Origin of the sequence: Bradyrhizobium sp. B025 (assembly GCF_042257955.1) — a bacterium.
GTDB lineage: Bacteria > Pseudomonadota > Alphaproteobacteria > Rhizobiales > Xanthobacteraceae > Bradyrhizobium > Bradyrhizobium diazoefficiens.
This window is the reverse complement of sequence record NZ_CP170150.1, coordinates 3,105,938-3,127,689: the sequence shown is the minus strand read 5'-3', so window position 1 is coordinate 3,127,689 and position 21,752 is coordinate 3,105,938. Positions and strand designations below refer to the sequence as shown.

The 21,752-nt window shown below is 63.0% G+C and carries 19 protein-coding genes; 5 read left to right on the top strand and 14 right to left on the bottom strand.

Translation table 11 applies throughout. The features are described 5' to 3' along the window. The 8 genes from ACE10W_RS14340 to ACE10W_RS14305 form a co-directional block, all read right to left on the bottom strand. The gene (locus ACE10W_RS14340) at positions 1-507 is read right to left on the bottom strand and encodes a prepilin peptidase (protein ID WP_038965956.1); all 507 of its coding nucleotides are present in this window, start codon (positions 505-507) and stop codon (positions 1-3) included. Between the two features lie 104 nt (positions 508-611). Next, entirely contained in the window at positions 612-959 is a 348-nt protein-coding gene (locus tag ACE10W_RS14335; RefSeq protein WP_011086274.1) for a hypothetical protein, read from the bottom strand. A 657-nt stretch (positions 960-1,616) separates the two neighbouring features. Further along, positions 1,617-2,087, bottom strand: coding sequence for a hypothetical protein (locus ACE10W_RS14330; protein WP_028171949.1), 471 nt, complete (start codon positions 2,085-2,087; stop codon positions 1,617-1,619). Continuing rightward, positions 2,071-2,988 carry a DUF2950 domain-containing protein gene (locus ACE10W_RS14325; protein ID WP_011086271.1) on the bottom strand — a complete coding sequence of 306 codons (918 nt, stop codon included), beginning with the start codon at positions 2,986-2,988 and terminating at the stop codon, positions 2,071-2,073. Before ACE10W_RS14325 ends, ACE10W_RS14330 begins: the two co-directional genes overlap by 17 nt. After that, positions 2,985-4,640: a DUF3300 domain-containing protein gene (locus ACE10W_RS14320; protein WP_304552293.1), complete on the bottom strand. Its 1,656-nt coding sequence runs from the start codon at positions 4,638-4,640 to the stop codon at positions 2,985-2,987. The genes ACE10W_RS14325 and ACE10W_RS14320 overlap by 4 nt, the downstream gene beginning before the upstream one ends. A 94-nt stretch (positions 4,641-4,734) precedes the next feature. Further along, complete coding sequence (locus ACE10W_RS14315) at positions 4,735-6,648, bottom strand: HAMP domain-containing sensor histidine kinase (RefSeq protein ID WP_039184186.1); 1,914 nt, start codon at positions 6,646-6,648, stop codon at positions 4,735-4,737. Positions 6,649-7,115: 467 nt separating this feature from the next. Then, positions 7,116-8,348: an HlyD family secretion protein gene (locus ACE10W_RS14310; protein ID WP_011086267.1), complete on the bottom strand. Its 1,233-nt coding sequence runs from the start codon at positions 8,346-8,348 to the stop codon at positions 7,116-7,118. After that, positions 8,341-8,775 carry a hypothetical protein gene (locus tag ACE10W_RS14305; RefSeq protein WP_060913025.1) on the bottom strand — a complete coding sequence of 145 codons (435 nt, stop codon included), beginning with the start codon at positions 8,773-8,775 and terminating at the stop codon, positions 8,341-8,343. The genes ACE10W_RS14310 and ACE10W_RS14305 overlap by 8 nt, the downstream gene beginning before the upstream one ends. Before the next feature lie 180 nt (positions 8,776-8,955). Between ACE10W_RS14305 and ACE10W_RS14300 the strand changes: the two genes are divergently transcribed. Continuing rightward, complete coding sequence (locus tag ACE10W_RS14300; RefSeq protein WP_011086265.1) at positions 8,956-9,408, top strand: hypothetical protein; 453 nt, start codon at positions 8,956-8,958, stop codon at positions 9,406-9,408. 42 nt (positions 9,409-9,450) lie between these two features. Further along, positions 9,451-10,251: a polyphosphate kinase 2 gene (gene ppk2, locus ACE10W_RS14295; protein WP_011086264.1), complete on the top strand. Its 801-nt coding sequence runs from the start codon at positions 9,451-9,453 to the stop codon at positions 10,249-10,251. A gap of 84 nt (positions 10,252-10,335) precedes the next feature. Here ppk2 and ACE10W_RS14290 read toward each other — a convergent pair whose 3' ends face one another. The 3 genes from ACE10W_RS14290 to aspD form a co-directional block, all read right to left on the bottom strand. Then, positions 10,336-10,803 carry a hypothetical protein gene (locus ACE10W_RS14290; protein ID WP_011086263.1) on the bottom strand — a complete coding sequence of 156 codons (468 nt, stop codon included), beginning with the start codon at positions 10,801-10,803 and terminating at the stop codon, positions 10,336-10,338. A 175-nt stretch (positions 10,804-10,978) separates the two neighbouring features. Beyond that, positions 10,979-11,413: a hypothetical protein gene (locus ACE10W_RS14285; RefSeq protein ID WP_011086262.1), complete on the bottom strand. Its 435-nt coding sequence runs from the start codon at positions 11,411-11,413 to the stop codon at positions 10,979-10,981. A gap of 68 nt (positions 11,414-11,481) precedes the next feature. Further along, positions 11,482-13,101: an aspartate 4-decarboxylase gene (aspD, locus tag ACE10W_RS14280; protein WP_304552288.1), complete on the bottom strand. Its 1,620-nt coding sequence runs from the start codon at positions 13,099-13,101 to the stop codon at positions 11,482-11,484. Between the two features lie 346 nt (positions 13,102-13,447). Here aspD and aspT point away from each other — a divergent pair, with 346 nt between their 5' ends. From aspT to ACE10W_RS14265, 3 genes are read left to right on the top strand one after another with little or no spacing between them, the layout of a single operon-like run. Continuing rightward, positions 13,448-15,139, top strand: coding sequence for an aspartate-alanine antiporter (aspT, locus tag ACE10W_RS14275; RefSeq protein ID WP_038965960.1), 1,692 nt, complete (start codon positions 13,448-13,450; stop codon positions 15,137-15,139). Positions 15,140-15,172: 33 nt separating this feature from the next. Beyond that, positions 15,173-16,219, top strand: a complete 1,047-nt coding sequence (locus ACE10W_RS14270) for a TrkA C-terminal domain-containing protein (RefSeq protein WP_304552286.1) — start codon at positions 15,173-15,175, stop codon at positions 16,217-16,219. A 15-nt stretch (positions 16,220-16,234) separates the two neighbouring features. Beyond that, positions 16,235-16,360: a hypothetical protein gene (locus ACE10W_RS14265; protein WP_257784510.1), complete on the top strand. Its 126-nt coding sequence runs from the start codon at positions 16,235-16,237 to the stop codon at positions 16,358-16,360. Positions 16,361-16,375: 15 nt separating this feature from the next. Here ACE10W_RS14265 and ACE10W_RS14260 read toward each other — a convergent pair whose 3' ends face one another. The 3 genes from ACE10W_RS14260 to ACE10W_RS14250 form a co-directional block, all read right to left on the bottom strand. Then, positions 16,376-19,129, bottom strand: coding sequence for a decarboxylase (locus tag ACE10W_RS14260; RefSeq protein ID WP_038965961.1), 2,754 nt, complete (start codon positions 19,127-19,129; stop codon positions 16,376-16,378). Between the two features lie 194 nt (positions 19,130-19,323). After that, positions 19,324-21,015, bottom strand: a complete 1,692-nt coding sequence (locus tag ACE10W_RS14255) for a SulP family inorganic anion transporter (protein ID WP_271613313.1) — start codon at positions 21,013-21,015, stop codon at positions 19,324-19,326. Continuing rightward, positions 21,012-21,695: a YoaK family protein gene (locus ACE10W_RS14250; RefSeq protein WP_304552283.1), complete on the bottom strand. Its 684-nt coding sequence runs from the start codon at positions 21,693-21,695 to the stop codon at positions 21,012-21,014. The genes ACE10W_RS14255 and ACE10W_RS14250 overlap by 4 nt, the downstream gene beginning before the upstream one ends. Positions 21,696-21,752: the final 57 nt, after the last annotated feature.

Below are 21,752 nucleotides of genomic sequence, written 5' to 3'. Positions count from 1 at the left end.
TCAAAGTCCTCGACTGAAAATGGTCCAAATGCCACCGCATGCTACGGCCACCCCGTAAGGCAGCGGTGCGTGTCGCAAGTGTCGCCACCGCTCGACCGCGTAGACGCGGCGCATGAGCGACGAGCCGGCGGGCGCGAGCCTGGGATATGGCAGGAGGCGCATCAGCAGATGCACCAGGGCGAGAATGCCGCCAGCCAATGCGGTAACGGTCAGCAACTGAATTACGCCCGTCAGCGGAAAGCCGATCGCCAACGCAGTCAGCAACTTGACGTCGCCGCCGCCAATTCCACCGCGCGTGTATAGGACAAACAGCAGCAGAAAGAGGATCGCGGCGGCTATCAGCGACTCGGCAATTTGGATCGCGTTGGGCAATTGAGTGACGATCCCGAGGAACGCCAGCACCAGACAAATTTCGTTTCGGATCAAGCGCGTCGCGACATCGATCGTTGCGACATAGAGCAACAATAGGATTTGCAGAAGCGAGGCTGTGGGAGCAATCCAATTCATCAAATGCACGCCTCAAAGAAGCGGAAGGCAAATTTGTTGGGGAGCACTCTTGCAGGAGGGGGGGGCAGCCTGGATTGCCCCCCTCTGGCGTCAAAATGGCTGTATCAACCAGCGATGGCCGTAGCGAAAGCAGTGGTGATAGCGGTGATCCCGGTAGTCAGCGCTGCGCCGATCTGGCCACCAGCTCCGCCACCGAACACAGCACCGACTGCGCCAACGATACAAACTGCGACGATAATGTACTCGAACGACACCACGCCGTCCTGGTCCGTGCGCAGACGCTTCAACGCTTCTCTCGTCTCAATATAGTACGTCAACATAGGAGGATCCCTTCCTTGGAGATGACAGACTTCGGAATGTTCGTTGGCGAAAAACCCCTGCGCCAACTGGATTCTTTTATAATGTTCGCTCGGAGGGTTTCGCGTGCTCCATAGAGGGGTGATGCGGAGCATAAGGGGTACTCCTCGCTCGATTAACCATTTCGCCGAGCGGCCGGCGTTCGGTCGACGCGCGACAACGCGCTGGCGCTTGCCGATCGCTCAGCCATCGTGGGCATGACGATGCACGGCGTTGTCGATCGCAGAAAGAGCGTTGAGGAGTTGAACGCAATCGCGGACTGAGGGCGCTATTCAGCCGCCAATGTCGGTGCGCTCTGTTCTACCGATCGGCCGAATCCAGCCATTCCCGACCTTGAATAGCGGACAGCACCGAGATGACCAATCGCCGGCACTTCACACGAAGCACGGACAGCAGCTAGCGTACGCATTGGCGGACGTAATAGCCGTTGACCCGTATCCACTGGCAGGGGCTTGGCCGAGGCTCCTTGATGATTGTGTAGCCGTGGTAGTCGATGTTGGTTGGTGCGGTCAGGCCACGCCAGAATACTGCATTCGCGCTGGACGAGCTCAGGGTCATCGCTGCCCAGAGACAGGCCAGGGCGACACAGAATGGAAAGAGTGTTCGCATCAGCGTCTTCCGGTTTGGAATTGATTACCGTAGCTCGCTTATCCTGACTGCTCCCAAAGACGCTCGCAAGTCCGATCGCGACATGACGCGAGATGTGATCCGGTCTTGCGCAGGACCGGCGGCAGCACCATTTCAAAACCGCCTCATCTCATCGTAATCGTGATTGCGCTGAGATTGGCGGCGAATTCCATGCCCGCCTTGGGACCTTGCAGCACGATCGTGACGCCCTTTTCGTTGCGCAGGTGAGCGCCGTTGATGCCGCCGACGAGGGCGGCTCCGCCGCCGACGGAGGTGTAGGTGCCGGCGAAATCGCGCACCTCTCTGATGCCTGACGCCCGCCCCGCCAGTCGCCCGACGGTTGCGCCGGCGGTGATGCCGAAGCTCAGGCCCGACACCCTGAAGGGATAGACGCGCCCTCGATAGGTCAGTACCCCGCTGCCGGCGCCACCGCCAATCAGCAATCCCGCCTTCACGATTTTGACCTCGACGTGACCACTAGCTTGCGCATGTGACGGCGTGGCGGGAATGATGAACGCGAGCAACGCGATTGCTGCCAGGTACCGGGCAATCCAACGCAGCCACGCTCGCCTGCTGCTCTCAGGGTTTTGCGGCATCGACCTTCTTCCAGGTCTGGTCCGGATCGAACAGCGTCGTGCGCTGGGCGATAGATTCGGTGCGCTCTCCCAAGTCCTTCTGGTAGACGGTACCAGCGTGATTGACCAGGAAGGTCATGACGCCGGAATTGCCGTATTCGGCTGGCCAGGCGATCAGGGCGAAGCCACCGATCATCTTGCCCTTGACGACGTAGTTGAGAGCACCGCCGGGCGCATCCGCCCCTTGCCCCTTCAGGATACGGAAATAGTATCCATGATATGGGCTCGGCTCTGCACTTCCGGCCTTATAGCCTTCGGCCGAGGCTTCCGCCGCCAGTGCACCGAGTGGGCTCGGGTCGCTATCGTCGCGCCAGAACAGGCCGTCCTTCTTGCCCGGGCTGCTGACGATGCGTTGCGCGTAGACGCCCACGCCCTCGCCGCGATCCTTGTCGGCATATTCATTCTGGGCATCGACATAGGCGAGCGCAGTCTGGATCGCGTCGAGCTCGTTGCGGCCGATGCGACGATAGAGAACCTCGATCCGTCCCTCGGCCGTGTCGAATTCCCAGCCGCTCTTTGCATTGACGAGTGGAATTGGGAACGGGAAGTCGTCCGGCCCCAGCATCAGCGTGGCCTTCTTGTTGCCTTCCGCCTTGATCGAATGCTTGGCATCATACATCGACGTGAAGCGCTGGCGTATGTCTGCATCGGCGACCTCGTCGCCGGACGAGACGATGTCGTCAGCAGCCCTGCCGAGCACCTTGAGAATATCGGCCGGACCTCCCTTGACCGCAGAGGCAAGCGCTGCCGCTGCATCCTCGGGCGTAGAAAAGGATTGCTGCGCGGGCGCCGTCGAACTCAGCAGTACCAGCGCCATGATGCCTGGCAACGCCGCGCGATGAAGTGACTTCAGAACATTCATGGCGCGACCTCCGCAGGGATCCTCGCACCACGGGCGAGCCAATCGCTGTAGGTTCGGAATTTCAATCCGAGCTTGTCGTAGTGGACAAGCAGATAACCGTCGTTGCCGCGGGTCACCGCCTCCGGCTTCACGCGTTCGACCTCCTGCGCCATGACACCGACATAGGCCTTGTGGCTGCCGAGATAGCTGAAGCGGTAATAGCCGAGGCCGTTGGCGAGATAGCCGAGCAAGACGACATCGTGCTTCAGCGCAATGTCGGAGCGCCGGCCGCCGCCGCCTCCCCGTCCGCCGCCGCCTCCTCGGAAGCCGCCTCCGGCAGACATGCCGCCACCGCCACGCCCGGCGAAGCTCGCCCCACCGCCACCGCGGGGCATGCTCGCCATACTCGACCGCCCGCGGGCGGAGGCCGCTGCAGCCGCCCGGCCAGAGGAAACGTTCATGGCACCGCCGCGGCTACCTCCACCACCGCGATTGGCAGACGCTGCGCGGTTGCCGGCACCAGCGCCGCCGCGGTTAGCGGCCTTGGCGCGGTCACCACCGCCCTTGGCTCGATCGCCTCCGCCCTTCGCACTCCCCTTGGCGCGGTCCGCAGCGCCGGCGCGATCGCCGCCACCGGGCCGGTCCCGCGTACCCGCGCGGTCGCCGGTGCGGTCACCCGCTCGATCTCCTGCACGATCAGCGGCACCGGCGCCCGGACGATCCTTGAGTACCTGCTGGCCGTCGCGGCCGCGAAAATCCATCCGGCCCGCGGCGCCCGCCTTCAGATTGTTGTTGCCAAAACGCTGCTGAACATTGGTGTTGTTGTAACGCACGCCCTGGCGGTGCGCCGGATTGTGCTGCCAGCCATTTCCGATGTTGGTGGTCCGGTGATTGACATAGACGTTGCGGTTGCCCCAGTTGCAGCCGCCGCCCCAGTAATTGCCCCAGCGTCCGATCGCCCAGGCGGTCCCAAAAGCGAGCCCCCCCGCGATCACGCCTGCGCCGATATAGGACGGATACCCGAAGTAATAAGGTGGGTAGTCCGCGTAGGGCCAGGCCCCGTAAACGGTGGCCGGCTCGTAGTACGGCACGTACATCGTTCCCGGCTCGGCCGGCTCGATGACGACCACCTGCTTGTTTTCCTGCGTCTGAACACTGACCTTCTGCTGTTTGGTCGTAACGAGCTTCTTGTTGTCATAGGCCTTGGTGCGCAATCGCTGGATCGCATCCATCACGTCCGGCTGCTGCGCGAGCACGGCATCACCCAGGTTCTTGGTCCAATCGAGCTTGTCACTCATCATCGTCAGAACGTCCGCCGTGCTGGCGAGCGCCTTGACGCTGTCGTCCCAGGCCTGCTTCTCGACCTCGGTCTTGAGCGCATCGCCCTTCAGCGACTTGTGTTCTTTGAGCCAGCGATCGGCCTGCACCACTTCCAGCGGATAGGTCGACGCGGCCAGCACATTGGCCAGCAGCTCGTCAGGATAGAGCGCGATCGGCGCCACCAGTGCTTCGAGCTGCTCGGGCTTCAGGAGCTCGGCGCTAGGCGGAGCCTGGCTTGCCGCTTGCGGCTGAGCGGTTGGAGCAGCAGGTTTGTCGGCCGTCTGCGCCGAGGCGACGGACGGGATGGCCATCAACAGCGCAAGCGCGATCACGGTCCTGGCACAGCGAAGCATCACATCCTCCATCGGAGTCACAATTTGGAGGATCGGTCCGCGGCCCGACCGTTCTTTGACAAAGATCAAGGGAAATGGCTGCGTCCCGGCTGCGCTAATCGTGCTGCTGCAACGCGAAAGCCTGGCGCGCGATCGGGAGCTTGATCTTGAACAGCGTCCCGCCGGAGGGCGCGTTCGCGGCGGAAATCGTGCCGTGGTGCGCCTCGACGATGGTGCGGGCTATGGCCAGGCCCATGCCCATGCCCTGCGGCTTGGTGGTGAAAAATGGATTGAAAATGCTCTTGAGATCATCCGTCGCGATGCCGGCGCCGGTGTCGCCAACCCGGATCTCCGCCCAAGCACCGGAAACGTTCGTCGTTACGTTGATTTCGCGTTTGCCTGTCTGAATTTCGGACATCGCGTCCAAGGCGTTGACAACGAGATTGAGAACAACCTGTTGCAGGTGAATCGGATCGCCCCGGACACGAAGTTCGGCCGTCGCCGGAAGGTAGTTCAACACGACGCCGCGTCCCTTGGCCACATCTGCGACGAACCCGATGACATCCCGCACGGTATTGTTTAGTTCAATGTCTCGAATTTCAAAGGGCGTTTTTTTCAGCATGCTGCGCAGCCGTCGAATCACTTCGCTTGCCCGCTGATCGTCGCGCCTGATGTCGGCCAGGATGGCTCTGAGTTCATCGAGGTTCGGCGAGGCGCTCTTCAGCATGAGCTCCGCCGTCTCGGCGTTGGTCAGGATCGAGCCGAGCGGCTGGTTCAGCTCGTGCGCGATGGAGGTCGTCATCTCCCCGGCGGCCGCATAGCGGCTGAGATGCGCGAGCTCCGCCAGGCGCTGCCGCGACTCGACGTCCGCCAGACGGCGCCGGCGACGTTCGTGGAGTAGCCCGCTGATCAGCCCGGCCTGGACTAGGAACGCTGCTGCGATCATTGCCATTTGCCAACGATATCTCTCCCAGAGCCCCCGCTCGCGAAATAGAACCTCGCTTCCCGTCGGCAAATCGCTCTCGCTGATGCCCCAACGCTGCATCTCGCGCCAGTCGTATCTCGGCGCGGCAAATCCGATCGGTTCGATCTTGATGTCGCCCGGCTTTTCGCCCGCGAAGATGCGAAGCGCCGCGCTGACAGTCGCCTTGCTGGACTCGGATATCGAGTGCATCGGGCCGCCGACGGTCTCGCGGCCAAAAAATGCTTCCTGATAGGAGAAGATCGGCCCGTTGGCGACCGCGTGCAGCCGGCGCAATGCTAGATCACCTTCGTGGGCGACGCCGACACCATCGACCGACATCAGTTGCCAGAACAGCACCGTATGTGGAGGCAGCGTGGAGGCGCGCTTCAATATCTCCTCAAACGACAGGTCTGCGTACCAGATTAATTCGAACCGGTCCTCGAAGGGCTTAGCCTCCCGTTTGACTTCGTCGAGCCAGAACTTCTCCAGCGGCGAGGCGCCAATGACGACGGCAACGGTCCGGGTTTCCGGCAACACCTGAAGAATGCTGCCGAAGAATGCTGTGAAGTCGTTGCGAACCGGAATGACGACATCGTTTTGGGTCAGTGCCCCCCGGTTCACCAGCCGCTGCTCGACCGCCGTCATCACCAGCGGTGTATCCGGGAAGAGCTGCTCGCGATATTTCTGAACGAACCGCGCCGCCGGCGCTCCGAGGCTCATCACGAGGTCGGGCGGACTGGCCCGGTAAAGCGAGCGCAGATAATCGACGAACGGCGCCTCCGGTCCGGGACTGTTGAACCGCGCTGAGAGAAGCGTGTGCTCTTGGATGTCCAGCGCAAACGAGGATTGCTGTTCGAACTCGGCCTTGATGCTCCGGGCATATTCGCTCCAAGGACGAAAATCCCGGCCGAAGGAATGGAGCAGCAGGAGCCGTTTTGGCTCGTTGCGATCGGCGGCAAGGGCCGCCGGCACCATTGCGCCCCAGACCAGCAAACACAGACTGAGACGTGCAACGATGATCGGCCAGCTTGACTTGATCGGGGCCATAGCGATGCGCCCGCTCATGCTTTCTCCACGAGAGTAACCGCCTCCCGGCCACACTCTAGCGCAAATCGTGCAGGCGCCAATCTTCCTCGCGCCATCGCATCAGCAGCGCGTTGTGACCCGGGCGTAGGCGTCCACGACCTGCACGCAGGACGAGCCATAATAGGCTCCCGCCGCACCCGCCGCTGCGCCAACAGCCACCGCCAGTCGGGTCGTTCGACGGGCCACCCCGGCATAGCTCATGGGGGTCAGCGGCCGCCCTACTCTTGCCTGCGCCTCTGAGAAGAGGGCGCCGTCAGCGAGACGGTTTGTCCCATTCATGGACAATCCCGCGGCAAGGGCGAGTGCCGCGGACGCGCAAACGATGAATTTGCGCGACTGGGTCATTTCTTCGCTCCTGACGGTGTGCCCGGTGTAATTTCGTCGAAATCGGCCATGGCAGCGGAGTCAAGGTCAACCTTGCCGGCGCCCGCGGGGGGCTCGCCGCATCAATGTCCGCTCAGAACGAGCGTCTTGATCGGCAGCAGCAGCGCCTGGATACGTAGCAGCAGCGCGTGCACAAGGCCGACGCCATCGACCACATGCAGCGCGATCTTGCGGAAGGTGCCTGTGTCCTTTGCGCTGATCTCCTCGTGATTGCTGGTATAGGCGTTGACAATGCAGCTGCTGCCCGCCGTCACGCCGTCAAGGCCGCCGTTGTAGAGCGGCTCGAGATAAACCAGGATGGTGCCGGGCCGCGCGATGTTCTGCGGATCGATCAACTGTTCGCCGGAGCGGAACTGTCCGGCCGCGATGTAGTCCTGCACCGTCGTCACAACCATCGGGATGATCACCCAGGGCTTCGAAATGCAGGTGGCTTCGGCGAGCATGCCTTCCTTCATCACCTGCGCCTCGATCTGGCCGAAGCCCGCCTGTAGGGCCCCGCGGCCGGCGCCTTCCGGGATCAGCACGCCGGCCGGCCGCATCAACTGGTTGACGACGTCGCCGGTGCGGACCAGGAACTGCTCGACACGGCCGTCTACGCCGGCGCGAACGACGGTTTTGTCGAGATCGACCTGGGCCTGAGCCAACGCCGCTTCGGCGCTCGCCTTCTGCGCCGGAATGAGCGTCGAGACCTGCAAGGCCGCCGATTGCTTTACGGCTGTCGCCGCGTCAACGCCGGCCTGGCGCTGATCGACCAGCACCTGAAGCTTCTCGATGTCGCGCTGCGGCACGATGCCGGGATTGCGGCGCTGAAGGTCGGACTTGGTGTCGAGCTCATCCCTGGCTTGCTGATAATTGGCTTTGGCCTCCTGGATCTGAGCTTCGGCCCTGACCACGTCGGATTGCGCCGCCAACATGGACGCTTCGACCTCGGCGACCTTGCGCGCGGCGGTCTCGAACGCGGCCCGCTGCCTGGAGCTGTCGAGCGTAAACAGCACGTCACCCTGCTTCACCGGTTCGCTGAAACCAACCTTGACCTCGGCCACCCGCCCCGCCCCTTCGGGCAGGATCGGCACGGTGCGGAAATAGAGCGCGGCCGACGTGGTGGAAGGATGGAAGTAGAAGATCATGGTGATGAGCGACACCGTCAGCATCAGGCAGCCCGTGATGCCCCATCTCAGCTCGTACCAGATTGAGAAGAATGTGATCTCCTTGCCGAAGCGCTTGCCCTGGGCATAGCGGCGGTAGAGATAGTCGGGCAGGATCGTGAGGAGAGAGCAGAACATGAGCTCAAACATGGCTGTGCTCCTTCTCCTTCGCGGGACCGGATTTCCCCGTCGGCGGTATACCGGCCCCGGCGTCCGATCGGGACTCGGCCACCACGTCGCCTGCTTCGCCCGGCGTTGCGTCAGCAATCCTCTCAACGGAGCCGGCAATGCTGCGCAGCGGCGTGCCGAAATCGGGGAGATCAATCAGCGCAAGCAACAGGCCCGCCACCCAGAAGATATGCATATGGGTAAAGAGCGAGATCAGGCCGAGCACGGCTACGAATTCGAATTGCAGCTTCTGTGACTTGTGCGCCATCCGCTCGGGCAGGCTGTGCAGTTTCCAATAAAGCGTGCCAACCCAGAGCACGGTACCGATCAGGAAGATGCCCATCACGACCATCAGCGTGTCCACCCCGCTTCCCGGCGCGAGATAGAACGGCAGATGATGCGGGGCCATCGGATGAAGCTGCTCGCTCAACGGTCTCTCCCTTTCGGCCCGCGTGTTCACGTCAATGCGGCGAATGCAGTGTCGGTACCGGGTCTCGCAATTGCTTGATCTGAATCAACGGACCTTGAGCGGCCCTACCTAGCCTCGCCTGAAAGCCGACGCGCAACAGCCCAACAGGAGCCGCCCGCCATGCCCGGCATCGATGACCTCATCCCCAGTGCCACGCAGATCCGCAAGGAAGCAGCCCTCAAGGAGGCCGAGAAGGCGGACGAATATGCGCGGCTTGCCGCCGCCGCCGAAGCCGAGAAACGGGCCCTGATTGAACGCCTCAGCAAGCCTTCTGGCAAGACCGAAGAGGAGAAGGTCAAGCTCGCCTCGACCATCATCCAGCGTGCGGTGCGAAATGGCTTGACCGAGGTTCAGGTCTATCGCTTCCCCAACACGCTATGCACCGACAAGGGCCGCGCCATCAATCAGATGGAGAAGGGCTGGGAAAGCACGTTGACCGGCATCCCGAAGGAAATCTTCCAACTCTGGACCGACCATCTGAAGCCACGCGGCTATCGCATCGCCTACCAGATCATCGATTTTCCCGGCGGCGTGCCGGGGGACATCGGCATCACGATTTCCTGGGGTGATTGAGCGCGGGACCGCCAGCTGAGACCTGACGGCGAAAGGGCGAGCATGGCCAAGGACAAGCCTGCCGAGCGGATGAAGCGCAAGGACTACGAGAAGGAATTGGAGAAGCTCCAGGTCGAGCTGTGTCATCTCCAGGACTATGTCCGAGCGAACAAGCTACGGGTCATCATCCTGTTCGAAGGCCGCGACGCCGCCGGCAAGGGCGGTACGATCAAGGCCATCACCGAAAAAGTCAGCCCGCGCGTGTTCCGCGTGGTTGCATTGCCGGCGCCATCCGACCGAGAGAAGACGCAGCTCTTCTTCCAGCGCTACATGCAGCAGTTTCCCGCCGGCGGCGAGATCGTGATCTTCGACCGGAGCTGGTACAACCGCGCCGGCGTCGAGTATGTGATGGGGTTCTGTACGCCCGCCGAGCACGAGCGCTTTCTCTCGCTCTGTCCGCAGATGGAGAAATACGTCATCGACGGCGGCATCATCCTGATCAAGATCTGGCTGGAAGTGGGGATGGACGAGCAGGAGCGCCGTTTCAGGGCCCGCATCGACGATCCGGTGCGGCAATGGAAGTTGAGCCCGATGGATCTGGAATCCTATCGGCGCTGGTACGACTATTCGCGGGCCCGCGACCTGATGCTCAGGAAGACGAGCACCAAGCACGCGCCATGGTACATCATCCGCTCCGACGACAAACGCCGCGCAAGGCTGAATTGTATCGCACATGTGCTGAAGTCAATTCCCTGCAAGCGCATCAAGAAGGACAAGGTCAAATTGCCGAGGCGCTCGGACAAGGGCCGCTACAATGACCAGGCAAGCTTGCGCGGGATGAATTTCGTCGCTGAACGATATTGACGAGGATCGGGCCGCGCGATGATCGCTCGACGCCGGAACCCTCACCGCTGACGGACCACCGTCCCGACCGTCAGCAGCGCGTTCTCAGTATCGATACTGGTTAGGATACTGCGGACAGACCCAATTGCCGTAGGTGTCCTGATAACAGCCATTGTTGTAGTTGTTGTTGTAGTATCCATAGGCTCCGATTGCGGCGGCCCCGGCGGCGGCACCGTAGGCTGCGCCGCGGTAGCCGTAGCGGGGATAACCGGCGACCGGGCGGCCTGGCCGACCGGCAACGGGGTAACCTGGACGGCCCGGACGACCGGCGATCGGATGGCTCGGTCGTGGGCCTCCGACGCGATAGCCGCGCCCGCCACCGCCGTGGATCCGTCCGGCGTGAACCGCGCCGCCACGATAGCCGCCACCGTGAAAGCCCCCGGCCCGCATGCCTCCTCCACCGCCGCGATAACCGCCACCACCGCCGCCACGACGGGCGTAGGCATCATCGGGGATGAGAGTAGCGGTGAGAAGAACGAAAGCCGCAACAGCTGCGAGAAGATAACGAAGCATGGCTAGTCCTCCCTCGATATTAGGGTGCCGTGATCCGCCCTTCGACGATGCCTCGCGAAATCGCGGACGGCACCCAATGGCAATATGTCCGGCGACTCCCTGGCTCGATCAGGAGGGACGCCGCCCCTCGACCGCGCGCATCACGCCGCGCTGAGGCGGCCCGATCGCTTCGCGTCTATTTCAAACGTATGGTCACACCACCCACGGCAGCCGACACTTCGGCGCCGACCTTCGGACCGCTGAGCTGCAGGATCACGCCGTTGGCATTCTGCAGTTGAACGGCTCCCGCACCCGCCGCAATGGCGCCGCCCGCTCCGCCCACCGCGTAGGAGCCCTCGATGGATGCCGGTCCCCTCAAATTGAGGGCGCGGCCAACCAGCTTGGTGGTCGAGGCACCGATCGTGAAGCCGACGCTCATGCCGGATACGGTAAAGGGATATTTCTTACCCCGAAGGAGCAGAACACCTTCGCCACCGCCGACGCCGACGATGAAGCCGCCCTTGGTGAACACGACTGCCACCTGTCCGGTCTCGGCACGCGACGGCGTGCTGAAGCCGGCAACGGCGGCGGACGCAGCAATCAAGACGGCGGCGATGGCAGTGTATCTCATGACTTTCGTTCCCCTTTGGCTTGATATCGGAGTGATCCGGATCGACCGGCACCCCCATTGGTTCGCCGTTACTTCGAGCCGGCCTTGGCCGCCTCGTAGGCGTCCCGATAGCCACGCGCAATGCTACGAACACCCCGTCCGATATCGTCGTAGACATCGTCCGGAAGGTTTGCCAGCGACACACGCAGCGACCATTCGGGGGCATCGAAGCCGCCGCCGTTCAAGAGCACGATCCCGTGGGCTTCCGCCAAGCGGAACGCGAGATCGAGCGGGTGGATGTGCTTCTTCAGATAGTCGACGGCTTCGTCTCCGATGTTCTTCCGCGCCCAGAACTCGAAATCGATCAGGCCGTAATAGGCGTCGTAGTTCGGATTGGGCGACAGCTTGTCGGCAAGCCCGAGGCCGTCGAGCAGCGCCCACAGGCGCTTGTTGACGATCTCCATGCAGGCGGCCTGATAGGCCTTCTTCGCGTCCATCATCTCCGCGAGAGAGAACAGGCTCATCATCACCTGCTGCGGCAGCGACAGGCCGGCCGTGTGATTGAGCGCGACGTCGCGACTGTCGGCAACGATGCGATCGATGAATTTCAGCTTGCGCGGCTCCAGCGTCAGCGGCCCGTAGCGTTTGTCGAGCGCCTTCACGGCGTCGTCGGGCAGCTTCGCGATCATCTTGTCGAAGATGTTGTCCTCATGAATGGCGATGGCGCCGAGACGCCACCCGGTGCAGCCGAAATATTTCGAATAGGAATAGACACCGATGGTGTTGAGCGGGAGCTCGCCCAGCAGGGAGCGGAAGCCATGGACGAAGGTCCCGTAGACGTCATCAGTGAGCAGCATCAGGTCGGGTCGCTTGGTCCTGACCAGGTTGCCGAGCTTGGCGATGGTCTCCGGGCTGACCCCCATCCCGGAGGGATTGGCGGGATTGACAATGAAGAAGGCCTTGATCTTCGGGTCCTCCAGCTTCTTGATCTCATCGTCGGTGAACTGGAATTTGTTTTCCTGCGGCGCCCTGATCTGGACGACCTTGAGGTCGTAATCCTCCAGATGCGTCATCTCGATGTAAGGGGTGAAGATCGGCGTTCCCAGCGCGATGGTGTCGCCGGGAAGCAGCAGGCGGTTGGCCTTCAGCGACTTGAAGAGGTAGCACATCGCCGCCGTGCCGCCCTCGACCGCATAGATGTCGAACTTGCCGGCCGGCCGCGGCTCACCGCAAACCGCCCACATCAGATATTCGTGCACGATCTTTTCGTTGTGCACCAGCATGCGGTCCGGCACCGGATAGTTGTCGCCGATGATGGAATCGACGAGTTCGTGGACGAAGGCGTCCGGCTCGAAGCCGAATTTCTTGACGGCAAAGGGCAGCATGTCCGACAGGAAGCTCGCGCCTGGCATGTCGGAATGCTTGGCGAGCCAGGCCTCGTAGCGTGCCGCAATGCCCTTCGCCTGCGGCATGCCGCCAATCCCGGCCGGGTGCTCCATGACCCGCTTGCTTTCGGTGATCGCGAACTGGCCCAGCAGGAAAAAACCTTCGCGCGGTGTGGTGGCCACCCAGTTCGGATTGCCGCGGCCGGCGTTCAGGAACGCGGCCTGAGTCCGTTTCGATGTCGCCTTGGCGAGATTGATCAGCTCGTCCTTGATCTCGAACGGGCTCAGCGCCTCGAATTTCTTCAGGGTCATGATGTCGGCCATGTGACGCTCCCGAGCTGTGCGAGCTGTTGAAACGAGGTGGACCAGGCTCCCCTCACCTGCGAGTTCGCGCTCAGGATGATCGGCGTCGGGTGACCTCCATTGATCTACCTCAACGTCCGGGCAACGAGAGCGCTCCGGATCGCCGCCACGTCGCAACGCAGCAGGATGATTTCGCTGGCGGTATCGCAGGTGCCACGAGGCCCAGCGCGCTTGACATAGATCAACATGACCCGTTCGGGCGGCTCGCTTCATCCAGATCGATACGGCTTCAGCTCTCGTCGTCGGCTCTTCGATCCGCGCCGAAGCGAAGCGGCCGCGCGAGCCGACGGCATGAATGGGTGACATCATGATTGACTGGTTCTTTCATACGCTCAAAAGCTATCCGGAAATCGCGATCTTCCTGTCCTTGGCCTTGGGCTACTATTTCGGCTCCTTCACCTACAAGGGCCTGGGACTGGGGGCCGTCACCGCGACGCTGATTGCCGCTGTTATCATCGGCCAGATCGGGATCACGATTACAGGCCCGCTCAAGCCGTTCTTCTTCCTGATGTTCCTGTTTGCCATCGGCTACGGAGTCGGGCCGCAATTCGTGCGCGGCATCGCGCAGGACGGCGTTCCTCAGGCGATCTTCGCCGCCGTCGTGTGCGTGTTCTGCCTTCTCGCCCCGTATGTCGCGGCGAAGATTGCCGGTTACGATGTCGGTTCGGCCGCGGGACTTTATGCCGGCTCCCAGACGATTTCGGCGTCCATGGGTCTCGCCACCGACGCCATCAACCGGCTCGGGCTGTCGCCGGAAGAGACGAAGAAAATCCTCGACGGGATGCCCGTCGCCTACGCCGTCACCTATATCTTCGGCACCGTCGGATCCGCGATCGTTCTCGCTCTGCTTGGCCCGGCCCTGCTCGGCATCGATCTCGAGGCGGCGTGCAAAAGATATGAGGAGGAGTACGGCGGCAAGAAGCAGTTGGGCGGCCCAGGCACCGCGTGGCACCAGTTCGACGTCCGTGCATTTCGCGTTCGCGAGCGCGGGCCGGCGGTGGGGAAGACGGTGCAGGAGGCCGAAGCGCTGATCCCGGATCAACGGGTGTTCATCCTGCGGCTGCGACAGGAGGGGAAGATCGTCGATGCCACCTCCGATGCCGTGATTCACGCCGGCGACGTCGTGGCGGTGGCAGGCCGGCGCGACGTGCTGGTCCAGCTCATCGGCGAACAGGCGGAGGAAGTCGACGATCGCGAGCTGCTCGCGATGCCGATCGAAGGCGTCGATGTCTACGTGACCAGCAAGGACGTCGACAGCAAGACGCTCGAGCAGCTGGCGAAGGCCCCGGCGGCGCGCGGCGTGTTCCTGCGCAAGATCACGAGGGGCGCGATCGCGGTCGAGATCCCCATCCTTCCCAACACCAAGCTGAATCGGGGCGACATCGTCACCATTGTTGGACGCACGCCCGATGTCGCAGCCGCGACAAAGATGCTTGGCCGGCCGGATCGGGCAACCGATATGGCCGACGTTGCCTTCATCGGCGCTGCTATTGCCATCGGCGCGTTGGTCGGCGCGATCGTTTACAAGATCGGTAGCGTGCCGCTGACGCTATCCACCTCCGGCGGAGCGCTGATCTCGGGCCTGTTCTTCGGCTGGCTGCGGTCGGTGCGGCCGACCTTCGGCCGGATTCCCTCGCCGACTGTCTGGTTCATGAACTCCGTCGGCCTGAACGTTTTCATTGCCATAGTTGGTATCTCATCGGGACCGGGCTTCGTTGCCGGCCTGAAGGCGCTCGGCTTCGGCCTGTTCCTGTGGGGCGTCGTGGCGACGACCGCGCCGCTGATCCTCGCAATGTATGTCGGCAAATACGTGTTCCGCTTCCATGACGCCATCGTGCTTGGATGCTGTTCCGGTGCGCGGACCACGACTGCCTCGCTCGGTATGGTCAACGATCGCGCCAAGAGCCAGATTCCGGGTCTTGGCTATACCGTCACCTACGCGGTCGGAAACACGCTGCTGACGATCTGGGGCATGGTGCTCGTCATGCTGATGACGTAGAAATCCTGATGACGTAGAAATCGGCGGCCCGAGATGCTGACTTGGCTGGAACAGTTTCTCATCCGCTATCCGGAGCTCGCGCTGTTCCTGGTGATCGCCGCGGGCTACTGGATCGGAAGCTTCAAGATCGGCGCCTTCAGTCTGGGCCCGGTCACAGGCGCGTTGTTCGCTGGCCTCGTGGTCGGCGACTTCGCGCATGTGCCTGTTTCCAGCATGACCAAATCCTTCCTGTTTCTGCTGTTTCTGTTCGGCGTCGGCTATTCCGTCGGTCCGCAATTCGTGCAGGCGATGAAGCGCGACGGGCTGAAGCCGGTGCTGCTCGCCGTCGTCGTGTGCCTCACCGGCCTTGCGGCCGCAATCGCCGTGGGCAGGATACTCGGGCTCGATCCCGGCTTTGCGGCAGGGCTGATGTCGGGGTCGCTCAGCCAAAGCGCGGCGATGGGGACGGCGACCGACGCGGTCAACGGCCTCGCCGTGCCCGAGGCGCAGCGCGCCCTCTATATCTCGCACATCGCGGTAGCCGATGCGGTCTGCTACATCTTTGGCTATGCAGGCGTGATCATGTGGTGCACGGTGGTCGCACCGGCACTCCTGAAGATCGACCTGCGGGACGAGGCGCTCAAGCTCGAGCGGTCGCTGGGGATGAGCCGCGCCAAGCCCGGTCTGGCATCCGCGTGGCGAAAGTTCGAGCTGCGCGCCTATCGCCTCGACGAGCACTCTCCCCTCATCGGATCGACAGTTGCGGCCGCCGAGGCTCGCCCGGAGCATCGCCTGTTCATCCATCGGATCCGCCGTGGAGAACGCGTACTCCAAGCGGAGCCCGGCACCATCCTCGCGCCCGGCGACATCATCACGATATCGGCGCCGCGCCAGATCATCGTGGAGCTGATCGGCTCCCGCGCCGAGGAGGTCGAAGACAGGGAACTGCTCGACATTCCCTTGATCTCCGCTGACGTGTTCCTGATCAACGCCAAGCTCGCGGGCATGAACCTGCAAGAGGCCTCGCAGCAGGACTGGACACACGGCCTCTATCTGCGCTCGTTGAGCCGGGGCGGCCAGGAACTTCCGACCGGGGCGTAGACGGTAACGGCGGCAATGGCGGCCCTCCAGGAGCGCTCGGGAAGCCCTGTGCCGGTGCTGGGCTACACCCCCGCCTATCCCATCGCGAACATCCTGCTCACGACCTGGGGATCGATCATGGTGGCCGTTCTCGCCACCTAAATGTTCTGTCCCCTGTTATGAGGCGGCCTTCAGCTTCGGCTGCGCGCCGGGTTTGGGCCTGCCGATCTTCGCCAAGGCCTCGGCCCGCACGAGCTTCAGGCCTTCCTTGGCGTCGTAGCCATGGATCTCCTTCACATCGAGCTTCCGCATGAAGTCGATGGTTTCCTGGGTGATGACCTGTCCCGGCACCATGATCGGGAAGCCCGGCGGATACGGGATCACGAAACTGGCCGAGACGAGGTCGGGACCGGCCTTCAGGCGCCGGTCGATCTCGGGGTCGGCGAGGCGAATGAATTCGCAACCAGCCGCGTCATAGGCCGCGTAGAAGCCGCTGCGGATATCGCCTTCGTTGGTCTTGGCGCCGGCGTCGCCGCGGAAGCTCTGGTGGAAGTGCGAGAAGTTCGGCAAGTCGGGCACGTCGGTCATCAAGCTCTTGACCCGCGCCTCGAAGGCCCTCTTCGCATTGGCTCCGCCCTGGGTCAGGCCACGGTCGACCTCGCCGGCGATCTCCGCCAGCACCCTGACGAGATGTGCCACGTCGCTGCGCGTGTTGTTGATGTTGGACTGGAGCAGCACCGAATTGCGCGAGGTCTTGTTGACCTGGATGTTGTAGTCGTTCGCGAGGATGCCCTTGAACTGCGTGCCGTCGAAGCCGGCTGTGCCGCACACCAGCGTCATGCGGGTTGGATCGAGGCAAAACTCGTCGTCGTCCAGGCTCTTAAGGGCACTCGCCCAGTTCGTGCCGGCCGCCAGATAATCGGTGAACCCGCTTTGGCGATATTGCGCCGGCACCATGGCGTCGGCACCGAGGATACGGAAATATTTCGAGATCAGCGGATTGGTGTTGACTGCCTGTCGGATGGCCAGCGCGATCTCGATCGCATTGGCCACGAGACCGTAACCCTCCAGCTCCATCTGGCGCCGCGAGACATCCAGGCTCGCGATCAGCTGCTGGTTCGGACTGGTGGAGGCGTGCGTGAACACGGCTTCCTTGAACTGCTGCTCGACCGTGTGGAATTCGACGTCCTTGACCGCCAGCATCGAGCCCTGCCGGATCGCCGACATCGACTTGTGGGTCGAATTGGTCTGGTACACGCGAAGGCGAATCTGACGTGGATCGGGGATCAGCCGGGTCTTGAGCAGCACCTGGTCCGAAGGACTCTTGCCGAGCTCGGCCTGCTGCGTCTCGTAGGCCGCGACCGATCTCGGATCGCGCATCCAGGCTTCGATCTCGCTAGCGGCGCCCATCGCGGTGCGCCGTCGCAGGAACGGCGAGAAGCGCGCGAAGCCGAACCAGGCCTCGTCCCACAGGAAGATCAGGTCGGGCTTGATGGCAAGGCACTCCTCCATCACCCGGCGGGTATTGTAGATGTGGCCGTCGAAAGTGCAGTTGGTCAGATCCAGCAGCTTGACGCGGTCGAGCCGGCCGTCGGCCCTAGCGCTCAACAAAGCCTGCTTGATGGTCTTCAGCGGCACGGCGCCGTACATCGAATATTCCGTCATAGGGAAGGCTTCGACATAGAGCGGCTGCGCGCCGGCCAGCACCATCCCGTAGTGATGCGATTTGTGGCAATTGCGATCGACGATGGCGATATCGCCCGGCCCGATCAGCGCCTGCACCGCCATCTTGTTCGACGTCGAGGTGCCATTGGTCACGAAGAATACGCGATCGGCGCCAAGCGCGCGCGCGGCCTTGTCCTGCGCCTTCTTGATGTTGCCGGTCGGCTCCAACAGGCTGTCCAGGCCGCCGGTGGTTGCGCTACTTTCGGCCAGGAACAGGTTCAGGCCGTAGAACTCGCCCATGTCGCGGATCCAGTCCGACTTGAAGACCGATTTGCCGCGCGCGATCGGCAGCGCATGGAACGTTCCGATCGGACGCTGCGCATATTTCTTCAGATTGTCGAAGAACGGCGTGTCGTAGCGATCCTGCACGCCTTCAAGGATCGAGAGATGCAGCTCAAGCAGTTCCTCGACCGAATAGAAGATCCGGCGGACGACATCGGCCTCGGGATTTCCGGCCATCTCCTCCACGTTGCGATTGGACATCAGATAGAGGTCAAGCTCGGGGCGGACGTGCTTGATGATATGGGCGAGCCGCAGCGCCGAAGCGTCGGACTCGTCCTTCAATCCCGCCGACGAAGTCAGGGGGCGGAGCACGGGCGCGTCGTGACGTGAGCGTAGCGCGAAGCCTTCGTTGATGACGACGGCTGCGAGGTTCGGGTTCAGGATCGTGGCGCAGAAGGCGTCCTCGAGGCTGCCGACGATAACCGGCTCGTAGACAAACTGATCAACCGGACGCCGAAGCTTGCGCCATTCGTTGGCGAGTGCGGGCCAACTGCCGGACGTGAGGCCGGTGACGATCAGCGTCTCGAAATAGGGACGGCGCGCCGCGTGCGGACCGAACATCTGCGGCACCAGATCGGGCGTCTCGCCGTTGCCTTCGTCATTCGTATTCCAGTCGCCCGCATGCTGACGGAAGGATCTCGTCGTCAGGGCCTGCGTCAACCGCGTGGCGAGCGCCAGCGAAGTTGCCGCATCGCCAGTCGTGGCTGCCTCCCGCAAGGCTGCCATGAGCTGCAGGCCAGGATAGCCGTGAAATTCCTCCGTCACGAAGAGATCGGCCAGCGCAGCGTCATACTTCGCACGGTCTCCGCCGCGGGACCATGCTTTGGCCGCGTCGACCAGATCGCGCCAATTGTCCGCCCGTCCGCCGGGCCCGGAGAAGAACTGATCGATGCGCTGCTGCGCAGGCTTGGCGTCCTTGGGCATGTCTCTCCCCATCCTTGGCTCTTGAGGCGAAGGTGATGGCGGATCGTGGGTATCGCGCGGGAGAGCTCCATTGATCCAAGTCAACGGTCGCGCATGAAATCAGTCGGCCTGCGAGCAGCGTGCACGCTTCGCGATGCAACACGGACGCGCGACTGAACGAAAGTCGCGCCGGAGATCGGCAAATGTCCCGGGCGCTATCTGGCCTGGTTGTCGCCGAGCACGTTGTCGAGCGAACGCAACCATTGCCCGCTGTCGGTCCTCTCGGCGAGCCCCTCGGCGCGCAGCAAATCGCGCAATTGCGCATGCGCGCCGGCGATGCAGAACGCGACATGGCGTGACGCAAGTTCGTCGTGGAGATTCCGGAGCATATGCGCGCCGGCCAGATCGATGTAGGGCGACGCCGAGAGGTCGCAGGCAACGAGCCTGACATCCGACGACCTCTGGAGCGCATTCAGAACGACCTCCAGGATCATCTCGGCATTAATATAGAGCAGCGAGGCTTCGGGGCGGAACGCGATGATTCCAACCAGCGGCTCCACGTCCTCGTGCCTGGCGCTGTCGGAATACCGGCCGCTGCCCGGGAGCCTGCCGAGAAATGCCACATTCGGCTGTGACGCGCGCGCCAGCAGCAGGAAGATGGAGGCGATCGACGCCAGCAGGACACCTTGCAGGATGCCGAGCAGCAGGACGGATACCAATGCGATCACCGCCGCGTAGAAATCGATGCGGCTGACGCGCCACATCCGCGCCAACGTACGGATGTCGACGAGCCGGTACACGGCGGCAAAGACGATGGCGGCCAGCACCGCCTTGGGCAGATTGGTCAGTAGCCCTGTGAAGAACAAGAGACACAGCGCCAGCGTCCCAGAGCAAATGACCAGCGCCAACGGTGTGCGGGCACCCGCGCTGTCATTGACGGCGGATTGCGACAACCCGCCAGCCACAGGATAGCCATGACCTAAGGCCGTAGCGAGATTGGCCGCACCGAGGCCCAAGAACTCCTGCCTGACGTCAAGGCTGTCACCATGCTTGGCGGCGAAGCTCCGAGCCGCCGAAACACCCTCTATGTAGGCGAGCAGCACACATCCGGCGGCAAGCGGAAAGAGATCGTCGAACTCCAGCAGGCCGAACGTGGGCAAGCCAGGCACCGGCAGGCCCTGGGGGATTCTTCCCGTCACGGGCACGCCGAGAGCCGGCAGACCGAGCGCGGTTGCCACCGCGATCGCCAGCGCCACAACCGCGATCCCGACCGGCCTACCGGGGAGCAGCCGCTCGCCGGTCAGCAGAAGCAGGAATGCCACCAGACCGACGGCGAGCACCAGCGGATTCACGTCACCGAGCTGCCCGGCGAGCTCAATGCCGCGTTCGAAGAAGTCATGGCCGCCACCGGCAACACCGAACAGGCTCGGCAGCTGGCTCATGATGATGGTGAGCCCGGCGCCAGCCTTGAAGCCGACGAGAATGCTGTCGCTGACCAGACGGACGAGGACGCTGAGCTTGCACAGCCAGGCGATGAGGCACAACACCGCGACCGCGAAGGCAGCAAGACTTGCAATTTGCCCATAACGCACCGGATCGCCCGCGGCGAGCGGCCCTACCGTGCCCACGATCATCAGCGAGATTGCCGAAGTCGGGCCGACCGCAAGCTGGTGCGACGAGCCCAACAAGGCGTAACCGAAGCCGCCGAGCATGTAGCCGTAGATCCCAACCTGCGGCGGCAGCCCGGCCAGCGCGGCGTAGGCCAGCGATACCGGAATTGCGTAAGCGGCAAGCGTGACGCCGGCGACAGCATCCGATGGCAACCACGACCTGCGATAGGTCGCAAGCCAGCTCGACGGCGGAAAGTACCGCAACCAGCTCCCCTGCAGCCCAGACGGGGCGCTCATGCGCGGGCCTCGCTGCGATCCACCTCGCAGCGCAGCAACACGATCAGCAAGGCGATCACGGGCATGCCGAGCGCCAGGTTCGGAAAGGACTTTGTCGCGAAGGCCCCGACCGCCGCTCCCACGCCGAACATGACGCACAGCGCTGCAAACATGCCCGAGCGGCGAAGCGGTCCCGGCGGACCTCCGCCGACGACCGCCGCAAACGCACCCTCAATCGCCTGGCGCATGTTACCGGTGATCATCACCGAACTGTAGACCACGCCTTCGACCTTGGTGAAAATTGCGGTCGGCATCGCCGCGACAAAGGAAATGCCCAGCGTGCCCGCAAGATCGGGCAGCCGGTTGTGCAGGATTCCGATTGCGATCAGAAGCACGATCTCGATCAGCGTGCTGATGACGCTGGCCCGATCTCCCGTCGCGTGGCGCAGCCATGCCGCAACCAAGACACCGATCGCAAATGACAGGATCGGCGGCACGAAATGGAGCGCCGCGGCCCAATTGCCCACCGAACCATAGACCCAGAGCAGGACCAGATTGGCGGTCTGGGCATTCGCCATGACGCCGTGGATCATCCAGGTGTAGGCGTCGAGATAGCCGCCGGCGAAGGCGAGCAGCAGCGCGACCTCAAGCGTCTCATCGCGCCGCAACGATGCGCTCGCAGCTAGATCCACAGTGCTCATGGCGCGGACTTCGGATGTCGCAGATCCTGCATCGGCCAAAAGACGCCGCAGCGATGA